11 protein-coding genes are annotated in these 9,606 nt (G+C 42.3%); 8 read left to right on the top strand and 3 right to left on the bottom strand.

The genetic code is table 11. The annotated features are described in order from the left end of the window. The first annotated feature begins 261 nt into the window (after window positions 1-261). The gene (locus tag DFP80_RS11050) at window positions 262-546 is read left to right on the top strand and encodes an oxidative damage protection protein (RefSeq protein ID WP_113916856.1); all 285 of its coding nucleotides are present in this window, start codon (window positions 262-264) and stop codon (window positions 544-546) included. Window positions 547-651: 105 nt separating this feature from the next. On the opposite strand, the gene DFP80_RS11045 is transcribed toward DFP80_RS11050, so the two are convergent. Beyond that, the gene (locus tag DFP80_RS11045; protein ID WP_113916855.1) at window positions 652-1,074 is read right to left on the bottom strand and encodes a flagellar basal body-associated FliL family protein; all 423 of its coding nucleotides are present in this window, start codon (window positions 1,072-1,074) and stop codon (window positions 652-654) included. Between the two features lie 152 nt (window positions 1,075-1,226). Here DFP80_RS11045 and DFP80_RS11040 point away from each other — a divergent pair, with 152 nt between their 5' ends. The 5 genes from DFP80_RS11040 to trmB all read left to right on the top strand — a co-directional run bounded on the left by DFP80_RS11040 (window position 1,227) and on the right by trmB (window position 4,678). After that, the gene (locus tag DFP80_RS11040) at window positions 1,227-1,736 is read left to right on the top strand and encodes a disulfide bond formation protein B (RefSeq protein WP_113916854.1); all 510 of its coding nucleotides are present in this window, start codon (window positions 1,227-1,229) and stop codon (window positions 1,734-1,736) included. 168 nt (window positions 1,737-1,904) lie between these two features. Continuing rightward, window positions 1,905-2,375: a sigma D regulator gene (gene rsd, locus DFP80_RS11035; protein WP_113916853.1), complete on the top strand. Its 471-nt coding sequence runs from the start codon at window positions 1,905-1,907 to the stop codon at window positions 2,373-2,375. After that, window positions 2,347-3,330, top strand: coding sequence for a WD40 repeat domain-containing protein (locus tag DFP80_RS11030; RefSeq protein WP_113916852.1), 984 nt, complete (start codon window positions 2,347-2,349; stop codon window positions 3,328-3,330). Before rsd ends, DFP80_RS11030 begins: the two co-directional genes overlap by 29 nt. Before the next feature lie 3 nt (window positions 3,331-3,333). Beyond that, entirely contained in the window at window positions 3,334-3,780 is a 447-nt protein-coding gene (locus DFP80_RS11025; protein ID WP_113916851.1) for a DUF423 domain-containing protein, read from the top strand. Window positions 3,781-3,964: 184 nt separating this feature from the next. Then, window positions 3,965-4,678 (top strand): tRNA (guanosine(46)-N7)-methyltransferase TrmB, encoded by a 714-nt coding sequence (trmB, locus tag DFP80_RS11020; RefSeq protein WP_113916850.1) that lies wholly within the window; start codon window positions 3,965-3,967, stop codon window positions 4,676-4,678. 85 nt (window positions 4,679-4,763) lie between these two features. Here trmB and DFP80_RS11015 read toward each other — a convergent pair whose 3' ends face one another. Next, complete coding sequence (locus tag DFP80_RS11015; RefSeq protein WP_113916849.1) at window positions 4,764-5,162, bottom strand: H-NS histone family protein; 399 nt, start codon at window positions 5,160-5,162, stop codon at window positions 4,764-4,766. A gap of 392 nt (window positions 5,163-5,554) precedes the next feature. Here DFP80_RS11015 and DFP80_RS11010 point away from each other — a divergent pair, with 392 nt between their 5' ends. Further along, complete coding sequence (locus DFP80_RS11010; RefSeq protein WP_113916848.1) at window positions 5,555-7,717, top strand: Tex family protein; 2,163 nt, start codon at window positions 5,555-5,557, stop codon at window positions 7,715-7,717. A 202-nt stretch (window positions 7,718-7,919) separates the two neighbouring features. Here DFP80_RS11010 and DFP80_RS11005 read toward each other — a convergent pair whose 3' ends face one another. Continuing rightward, window positions 7,920-8,513, bottom strand: coding sequence for an FMN-dependent NADH-azoreductase (locus DFP80_RS11005; protein WP_113916847.1), 594 nt, complete (start codon window positions 8,511-8,513; stop codon window positions 7,920-7,922). Between the two features lie 166 nt (window positions 8,514-8,679). Between DFP80_RS11005 and DFP80_RS11000 the strand changes: the two genes are divergently transcribed. Next, complete coding sequence (locus DFP80_RS11000) at window positions 8,680-9,600, top strand: LysR family transcriptional regulator (RefSeq protein WP_241560337.1); 921 nt, start codon at window positions 8,680-8,682, stop codon at window positions 9,598-9,600. Window positions 9,601-9,606: the final 6 nt, after the last annotated feature.

Below are 9,606 nucleotides of genomic sequence, written 5' to 3'. Positions count from 1 at the left end.
TCTCCCCTACAGCATCAAAGTGCTTGGGCTAGGAACATACTTACCAGACTAGAGTGAATTACTAGCTAAGCAATTCACTTAGAAAGATACAAGGGCTAGGGTGGGGTTGTTAAGTCTTCTTTAACCCCCTCCCAACCTCCCCCTTAGCAGGGGGAGGAGCTTAGTATGATTGCGTTTCTGATCTTATTTATAGAATGCCTTGAATTCTGTCGTGTTAACGCCATTATTCATTCTATACATTGATAATGGCGAGAGATCTTTATGTCTAATACTGTTTTTTGTAAAAAGTTTCAGAAAGAAATGGAAGCGTTAGATCGTGCGCCATTACCCGGAGCAAAAGGCCAAGAAATTCTACAAAACGTTTCTAAGCAGGCTTGGCAGGAATGGCAGCAGCTTCAGACCATGATGATTAATGAAAAACAATTGAACTTGATGCAACCTGAATCACGCAAATATGTGATGGAGCAGATGGATAAGTTTTTCAATAATGAAGCAACAGACAAGTTGGCGGGCTATGTTGACCCTGATGAAATTAAAGAGCTTTGATTTTTAAATAAGTGATGAATGCTAAAAATGCCCCTTGTTAACGACTTTAACAAGGGGCATTTTTTTGGCTTAGATTAATGTGTCATAAAATGATAGTGGTGTCATTTATTGGGTGACAAAGCTAGCGAATAAAATGTCTTTCACTGGAGATAGGTTGGTTTCTTCTTGCAGGGCATTGTTTACGGCAACGGCTGCTTCTTCACGAGTTTTTTCACGTGCTATCGCCCCCGTCACTTGCTCTGTTGTGCGAGAACTAAGGAACATCACAAGTGCATCTCTGACCAGTGGCATATTGGCTTCGATCAAGTCTTTAGAGCTGGTGTCGGTACGAATGCTAATGCTGGTTTTGATGTATTTTAGCTTGTCCTCACTATTTAAATGATTCACGACAAAGTTAGGTTTTAATTCAATATAAGCAGGCGTTTCCGCAGTTTCATCTTCTGCATGGCCTGTGATGCTGGTGAGCATGCAAAGTAATACTAAGGCTAAGAAACGTGATTTGTTGCACATGGATATCATCAATGACATTTTAGGTTCTCGTTTTCATTCCAATAGACAGTATACTAACTGGCATTAAAGCTATCTGTCAGTAGTAATTTAGCACTTTACTGTTTCTCTGTTGTCGTAGGAATAGTATTCGATTAAAAATGTCCCATTAGCACGTTTAGGAATCTTTTTATATGTTCGCGTTTTTATCTGCTCGTCGTTTTCATGGTTTGGTTGCGTTTGCGGCTTTTGCTCTCTTAGCTGTGGCATTTTATATGGAATATCAAATGGGGTTAGAGCCTTGTCCTTTATGCATGTTGCAACGCATCGTGTTTTTCAGTGTGGGTGTGGTGTCGTTGGTGTCGGCTTTAACGGCGAGTGAAAAAGCGCGCCGAGTGTTTGCTTGGATTGTGGCAGTTTTATCTTTTGCCGGTGCTGCGTTGGCAATTCGTCATTTGTATTTACAAAACTTACCAACGGATGAACTTCCAGCGTGTTTGCCTGGATTAAGTTACATGTTTGAGGTTTTTCCATGGCAGGAAATTATGCAAGCTATGGTGATGGGAACAGGTGAATGTGGTGACGTAGTTTGGACCTTTTTAGGTATTAGTATTCCTGGTTGGACATTGGTGGCGTTTGTTGGCATGGCTATTATTAATATCGTCATCGCATTGCGTGCAAATCAAAAAAATCTATTCAAATAAATTTTTTTACACCGGTTTTTGCTAAAAGATTATTGAATACAGTAATCCTATAAAGTTCTCTAAAAAGGTTACAAATCCCTCTGGCTATTACCTTGCAGGGGGTAGCGTATCGGAATATGCTTGAGACAAAGTGTATTAATAAAAATGAACGCCTAATGGAGTCTGCATATGTTAGAAGGTTGTAAAACAGCCCAAGAACGATGGGGCGGAGTGCACATCATAATTGACCGTTGGTTAGAGCAACGTCGACAGTTATTGGAAACAGGAATTTATTTACGTGAACGTGGTGATTTAACACCGACAGATACCCCAAAAATCCAAACGTTTTGTGAACTACTGGTAGATTATGTTTCTGCAGGGCATTTTACTGTTTATGAACAACTGGCTTTAGAAGCAAAAGAATTTCATGACGACGGTGCCGCGAAGCTTTTACGTGAGTTGTTACCTCTAATTGATACCTCTACGGAAGTCGCTATTGAATTTAACGATAAATACGACACCAAAGAACATTGTAATGCCCAGCTCGAGGCATTGCCTTTCTCATTACAGGCTTTGGCAGTGGTAATGGCTGAGCGCTTTCAGTATGAAGATCAGTTGATTAAGGAATTACATGAAGCGCACAGTGAAAAAAGCGTTTGAGCTTGGTTTAATCGCTTTCTGCTCGATCGCTTTATTATCTTGCTCAGGAGAAGCCCCTGTTCGAACGGCTCAATATGCTACGCAGGGCTTATACTCAGCAGTGCTAAGTGATGATGGCACGACGGCATTAGTTGGCTCCATCCAGCATGGTGGTAGCTTCTGGGTGAATGCCGTCAATGAACGCCGCTTTAACTGGAATCATACCCAAGGCGATTACACTTCTTTATACGGTGTCGATATTGATCCAAGTGGCCAATTCGCAGCCACAGGCAGTGCTCGAACACTTGTTTTATGGAATACTTCAACAGGAAAGCCAGACGGCTTCTGGGCAACGCCTGGTGATATTCTGTCGCTAAAACTCACACAAAATGGTGATTACGCTCTAATTGGGTTGAATGACCAGACGGCTCGCTTTTTCGATATAAAACGTGGTGGTATTAAACAAACACTCAGAACGGGGGCAAGTGTGCGTGCAGTCGATGTGACGCCAGATGGACTGCTCGGCATTACAGGAGATGACTTTTCTAATGTCATTCTTTGGGATATGCAAACCGGCGAAAAGAAATACGAGTGGCCTTTAAGTAATGCTATTGGCAGTGTCGCTTTATCTGCCGATGGCAAGTATGCGTTTGGCGCTGCTCAATTAGGCAACGCAAAAATTTGGTCAACGAGAACGGGGAAAGAACTAACTAAGATTGATACTGGGGCATTGCAATATCGTAATGCCAGTATCAGCCAAGCAGTATTCTCTCAAGATGACAGGTCCATTTTGCTTGGCGAGGTGAATAGTCGGGTTACCTTGGTGCAAGTCAGTACAGGCGTTGTTCAAAAGGAATGGGAGCTTTTTACTGCAAAGAGTCGACCCAGTGGCGCGAGTGTTTTAGCTTTGGCTTTTGCTACCGGTAATCGTTATTACGCCATTGGTAGTAATGGTTATTTAAACGTATTGGAATAATGTATGCCTGATAACAATGGAGTCAAGCAAGAGCAGGCTAAACACGAGCAAAGTAACAAATCATCTGCTCACCTTGCTTTTAAATGGGGAGCATTTTTTGCTGCTCAAGCCTTTATCTCAGTTGCCGCTGGTGCATTTGGCGCTCATGGATTAACGGATGTGTTAGATTCTAAAGCGCTAGGCTGGTGGCATACGGCAAGCCAATACCTTATGTACCATGCTTTAGCTGGTTTGGTGGTGGTAGCCTTGTCTGCTTACCTATCTTCGACGAAAGGCATATTACGGCTTCTATTTGTGGGCAATGTTTTGTTTGCTGGTAGCTTGTATGTGATGGCTCTAACGGGTTACACCAAGTTGGGAGCCGTTACGCCATTGGGTGGTTTGTGTTATCTCATCGCTTGGGGGCTTTTGATACTGCGTTTGTGGCGCTTAAGCCAGCAAAAACCGTAAGCAATAATACAGACTCTAAGTCTTAATAAACGAACCGACAAAAGCAGGACATGAAATGCTTTTTCCGGTAGGATAGCGCCCCGCTAGTCTTATGCAAAAGACTTGATTAATGACTGACCTAAACAGAACAAATTAGGTCAATGTAAGCTCATCAAAATAGAACACACTTAAGCGATATTTAACCATGCAAGAGCAAGAAACAAATACTCAAGAGCCTATCAAGAAACGCACCATTCGCAGCTTTGTTGTACGTGGTGGCCGCATGACGGAAGGCCAACAAAAGAATTTCGATGCGAACTGGGCCGTATATGGTTTAGACCTTGCAGATGGGCGAATTGACTACACAAGTGTATTTGGTCGTGAATCAGACGTGGTGCTTGAAGTAGGCTTTGGTATGGGAGCTTCTCTTGTCGAAATGGCGAAGAATGCGCCAGAGAAAGACTTTATCGGCATTGAAGTGCATCCGCCAGGCGTTGCTAAGCTGATGATGCTGGCAAAAGAAGAAGGTATTACTAACTTACGTGTTTACTGTGATGACGCGATTGAAGTCATGGCTAACTGTTTGCCACAGAGCACGGCCAGTGCCTTTCAGTTATTTTTTCCAGATCCTTGGCATAAGAAAAAGCACAACAAACGTCGTATCGTTCAGCCCTTGTTTGCTCAACAAGTGGCAAATGTTTTAAAAGATGGCGGTCACTTTCATATGGCAACAGATTGGCAGCCTTATGCCGAACATATGATGGAAGTAATGGAAGTTCAAGAGGTCTATCAGAATGCGGCCGGTAAAGGTTTGTATCATCCTCGCCCTGAATGGCGACCACTGACTAAATTTGAGCAACGTGGTGAGCGTTTAGGTCATGGTGTTTGGGATTTGATTTATACAAAACAAAGTAGCTAAGGGCTCTTATGTTTTGACAAAAAAAGTTTAGCCAATAAAAAAGCGACTCACGAGTCGCTTTTTTATTATTCAGAGAAAGCTAAAATTATTTAATTTCTACACTTTCACGGCTATTGCCAGCATCAAAGTATTCTTGGAATACTTTTGGAGTGCGGCCACGGCCAGTCCATTCATGAGTTTCGCCAGCAACGGTTAGACGGTATTTAGGTTCAACCGTTTTGCCTTTCGTTGCACCAGCTTTTGGCGTTGTTAGCAATGCTACTTCTTCCATGGTTAAGCCGCTTTTCGCGATGAGGCTTGCGATTTCTTCAGCGCGAGCAGATTTTTGAGCCTGTTCTGCTTCACGAGCCGCTTCTTCTTCTTTTGCTTTTTCAAGCGCATTGTTGAAACCGGCGATTAGGTTTTCAAGCTGAGCTACGCTAAGTTCTTTGGCTGCTGCGCGTGCTTTTGCTTTATTGCTTGCTAATTCTAGTAATAAACTCATTGGTGTCCCCTAATTATCTGTTAAGAACTGATCGTCTCTTAAGAATTGATTGTTTCTTAATAACTGGTTGGTCCTACAGTGAAAATAAGATCCATCTTTTATGGCCAGTGGTATGTGTTAAAATCAATAAATTTGAAACTTCCATTAGATTGGAAAAGATAAAGTTTTTCGCGGCTGATTGTGAATCTTAATCAGACAAGAAATGTATTTTATCTTATGCTACAAGCTCAATATTAATTCATACCGTAAAAACATTGAATTGATATCAGTACATTGTGATGAAATTTAATGTTATTTCAAGTTTGTGTGTGGATTTTAATAAAAAACAACCGAACATGCTAATAAAACAATGTGTTTAATTTGTTAGAAAAGTGTAAACAATAGGGTAATGAATGAATTCCATATCGGATAACTTAAAAATAGAATTTTCTATATTAAAAAAATACAGCGATAATATTATTCAATTATTTGAAGAAGGCGCCACCGTTCCATTCATCGCCCGTTATAGGAAGGAAAATACTGGTGGTATGAGCGATATGGATTTGCGATCTTTTTATGATAGATGGCAGTATTTAGTAGAATTAAAAAAACGTAAAGACAGTATCCTGATGTTATTAGCTGACGACAAAAGTGTCTCAGATGTCATAAGAAAAAAAATACAAAATGCTGTCTCCAAAAATGAATTAGAAGACTTGTATTCACCATTTAAGAAAACCCGTAAGACAAAAGCAGATGATGCTAGAGAGCAAGGGCTTCAGCCCTTAGCGGCGCTAATATGGTCTGGTCAGCGTTCTGACTCTTTGTCTGCCATTGAAGCTTGGTGTAAGCAGCATAACATTGTGGTTGCCGCAGAGTCTGCTTTAGAGGGGGTTACTGAGATATTGAATGAAGCTATTGCTAATGACAGCGAGGTACTAAAGAAGGGTCGTGAAGCGCTGCTGAAAGATGGTCTTTTAAGCAGTAGGGTTTTACGTGGTAAAAAGGAACAAGGTGAGAAATTTAGAGATTATTTTGATTATCAAGAAGCGATAAATAAAGTACCACCTCATCGTTTATTGGCTCTCTTTCGAGGAAAAAAAGAATCAATATTAAAAATGAGCGTCTCCTTAAGAAATGAAGAAAGCTATCCCAATGTATTGATCCTTCCCCATCTTAATCAATTGCTGGATGCAAGTTTGCCTCAATCCAATCGAGTAACGCCTTTGCAGCGAAAATATTTAAATCTGGCTTGGGAGAGCAAACTTTTATCTAAACTGGAAACCGATGTTCTTTCACAATTGAAAGATCGAGCAGAGGAAGGTGCTATTCAAGTTTTTGCTGATAATTTACAAGACTTATTAATGGCGGCGCCTGCGGGAGCGTATCGAGTATTGGGAATGGACCCAGGTTTTCGTAATGGTGTTAAATTAGCGGTGATTAACGAGCAAGGCGCTTTGCTAGACCATAGCGTTATATACCCTCATGGTCCTCAGAATCGAACACAAGAAGCCAGCGCAGTACTTTCTAAGTTGATTCACAAACATAATATTGGCTGGGTAGCCATTGGTAACGGTACAGCTTCACGGGAAACAGAAACATTAGTCAGAGCGCTTATTAGCGATTCGAAGCTAGATTGTCGAGCTGTGGTCGTCAGTGAGGCTGGGGCATCTGTCTATTCAGCTTCGCCAATAGCCATACAAGAATTTCCAGATTTAGATGTCACCATACGAGGGGCCGTTTCTATTGCTCGTCGTTTCCAAGACCCCCTTGCGGAATTAGTAAAAATTGATCCACAGGCCATCGGCGTTGGTCAATATCAACATGATGTCAAAGCGACCTTATTGTCTAAATCACTCGCCAATGTGGTGGAGGATTGTGTGAACCGTGTTGGTGTAGATATTAACTTAGCGTCAGTTTCTTTATTGTCTTATGTTTCTGGTCTAACCAATCGGCTGGCGCAAAATATAGTGGATTACCGCCAGCAAAAAGGACGCATCGAATCGAGAAACGAGCTACTTAAGATAAAAGGCATAGGTGATAAATGCTTCGAACAGTGTGCTGGTTTTTTAAGAATACTTAATGGCAAAGAAGCCTTAGATCAATCTGGAGTTCACCCTGAGTCTTATCCTTTAGTTCAAAAAATGGCCGCGCAACTAAAGCTTAAAGCGAATGACTTGCTAAATAACAGCGGCGCTATACAGCAGCTCAAGCTATTAGCGCCAAGTTTTGCTCAAGCGGGGGATTTTACGTACACAGATATTCTGAATGAGCTGGCTAAGCCAGGTCGCGACCCCCGCCCAGAGTTTCGTTATGCGTCTTTTGATCATAGCGTGCAAAAACTCGAAGACGTGCATGAAGGCATGACCCTAGAGGGCGTTGTGACCAACGTGGCGGCATTTGGCGCCTTTGTGGATTTAGGTGTGCACCAGGACGGATTGATTCATATCTCGCAACTGGCTGATCGGTTTGTCAAAGACCCAAGGGATTTAGTGCGAGTCGGACAAGTGGTCAATGTCACCGTGCTAGAAGTGGACGTACAGCGTAAGCGTATTGCCTTAAAAGCGAATGGGCTTTGAAAGAAAGTAGATACTGAGTGTCGAATTTATGATGTTTTTGTAGGTTGGATGAGGGAGGTACGATCGTTATCCAACAAGGACTTATTAGTATCTACGGGTTTTGGCGTCATGATATAAATTTAGGCAAAAAAAACCGATTAGCACTCTAATCGGTTTTTAGAAGCAGCCAATAACAATAACTTAAAGGGGATAAAAGTTAGCGTTAAACAGCAACGGCGATTTGTGATTTTGCTTCGTTGAAAGCGTCTTCACCTGGCGCGCCCATCGCTTGACCGCCAGCAATAAAAGTCTCTTTCACATTTAAACCAATGAAACCTAAGAATGTTTGGATGTGAGGAACTTGGTGATCAACAGGAGCGCCAGCTAAGAAGCTACCGCTCGCTGCAAAAATGTAAGCGTCTTTGTTTACCAAGCCAACAGGGCCAGTTTCAGTGTATTTAAATGTACGACCGGCGCGAGCAATATAGTCAAAATAAGACTTTAGTGTAGAAGGAATGCCGAAGTTGTACATAGGTGCAGAAACAATAACCAGATCTGCCGCTTCTAGTTCCGTAATCAGCTCATCACCAATTGCAACAATCGCTTGTTGCTCAGCAGAACGATTTTCTTCTGCAGTGAATAATGCTCCCAATGTTTCGCCAGTGAAATGAGGAAGTGGATTTGCCGTTACATCACGAGCGACCACTTTACCGTCAGGGTTTTTTGCTAACCATTTTTCAACAAACTCGTTTGCCAATTGACGTGATTTAGAGTTTTCGCCAGAAGCACTAGAATCGATACGTAATAAAGTTGCCATTGTAATACTATCTCCTTGGTAATCTTCAGTGAGCCTGAATGGCTCGTCACTTGATAATGGTGTTATTTTATTACCAAGTAATTCGATTAAAAAGAGACATTTTTTGAGGATATTGATCGAAAAATACGATACATTGAACTTTCCATAGGTTTCATTAAAGAGAATTATGTTGAAAGCTCCAAGAGTAACCCTTGAACAATGGCGTGTGCTGCAGTCTGTTGTGGATAAAGGTGGTTTTGCTCAAGCCGCAGAAGCACTTCATAAAAGCCAGTCTTCCGTTAGTTACACAGTTGCAAAACTTCAGGAGCAGCTAGGTTATCCCTTGCTAATTATCGAGGGGCGCAAAGCCAAGCTAACAGAACGAGGGGAAGTCTTGTTGCGTCGTTCACGTCATCTATTAAAAGAAGCAGTAGACCTAGAAGAATTGGCTCATACACTGGGACAAGGGTGGGAGCCAGAGTTGGAAATAGTCGTGGATCAAGCTTTTCCAACGCCAGCTTTACTACGTGCTTTACAAGCTTTCGAGCCACAGAGCCAAGGAACACAGGTACAATTAAAAGAAGCGGTACTAAGTGGAGGTGAAGAAGCACTGCGAAAAGGCAGTCCAGATTTGGTGCTTAGCGGCATAGTTCCAAAAGGCTATTTAGCCGACCCCATTGTTGAAGTTGAAATGATCGCCGTCGCATCGACAAACCATCCTCTACAGCAAGAAGTCGACCCCATTAATAACGAGCGCCTGAGTCGAGAATTGCAGATTGTTATCCGAGATTCTGCATCAGAAACGTCTATCGACTCTGGCTGGCTGGGAACAGATCGACGCTGGACGGTATCAAGTGTGCAATCCGCGCTGGAAATTGTCACCAGCGGCATTGGCTTCGCCTGGTTGCCGAAGGCTGATTTAGAATACGCCTTACAGAGCGGTAAACTCAAAAAATTGAAGCTGATTTCTGGTGGTGAACGCAACTTTCATATGTATGCCATCTTTGGTAAAGGAGAGCGAACAGGGCCTGCAACCAGATTGTTAGTCGAGCTTCTCCAGGCGGAATGTAGTGTTTGTCCAAGACATTCGGCCCTTCCATTACCTTAGTAGATC

The sequence above is a fragment of the Marinomonas rhizomae genome, from assembly GCF_003315485.1.
GTDB lineage: Bacteria > Pseudomonadota > Gammaproteobacteria > Pseudomonadales > Marinomonadaceae > Marinomonas > Marinomonas rhizomae.
The sequence above is the reverse complement of the archived record's forward strand: the minus strand, read 5'-3'. Positions and strand labels throughout refer to the sequence as shown.

Bases quoted from the DNA above. Each gene is read 5' to 3' on its own strand.
- DFP80_RS11050 (WP_113916856.1), top strand. From the start codon at position 262: ATGTCTAATACTGTTTTTTGTAAAAAGTTTCAGAAAGAAATGGAAGCG.
- DFP80_RS11045 (WP_113916855.1), bottom strand. From the start codon at position 1,074: ATGTCATTGATGATATCCATGTGCAACAAATCACGTTTCTTAGCCTTA.
- DFP80_RS11040 (WP_113916854.1), top strand. From the start codon at position 1,227: ATGTTCGCGTTTTTATCTGCTCGTCGTTTTCATGGTTTGGTTGCGTTT.
- rsd (WP_113916853.1), top strand. From the start codon at position 1,905: ATGTTAGAAGGTTGTAAAACAGCCCAAGAACGATGGGGCGGAGTGCAC.
- DFP80_RS11030 (WP_113916852.1), top strand. From the start codon at position 2,347: ATGAAGCGCACAGTGAAAAAAGCGTTTGAGCTTGGTTTAATCGCTTTC.
- DFP80_RS11025 (WP_113916851.1), top strand. From the start codon at position 3,334: ATGCCTGATAACAATGGAGTCAAGCAAGAGCAGGCTAAACACGAGCAA.
- trmB (WP_113916850.1), top strand. From the start codon at position 3,965: ATGCAAGAGCAAGAAACAAATACTCAAGAGCCTATCAAGAAACGCACC.
- DFP80_RS11015 (WP_113916849.1), bottom strand. From the start codon at position 5,162: ATGAGTTTATTACTAGAATTAGCAAGCAATAAAGCAAAAGCACGCGCA.
- DFP80_RS11010 (WP_113916848.1), top strand. From the start codon at position 5,555: ATGAATTCCATATCGGATAACTTAAAAATAGAATTTTCTATATTAAAA.
- DFP80_RS11005 (WP_113916847.1), bottom strand. From the start codon at position 8,513: ATGGCAACTTTATTACGTATCGATTCTAGTGCTTCTGGCGAAAACTCT.
- DFP80_RS11000 (WP_241560337.1), top strand. From the start codon at position 8,680: ATGTTGAAAGCTCCAAGAGTAACCCTTGAACAATGGCGTGTGCTGCAG.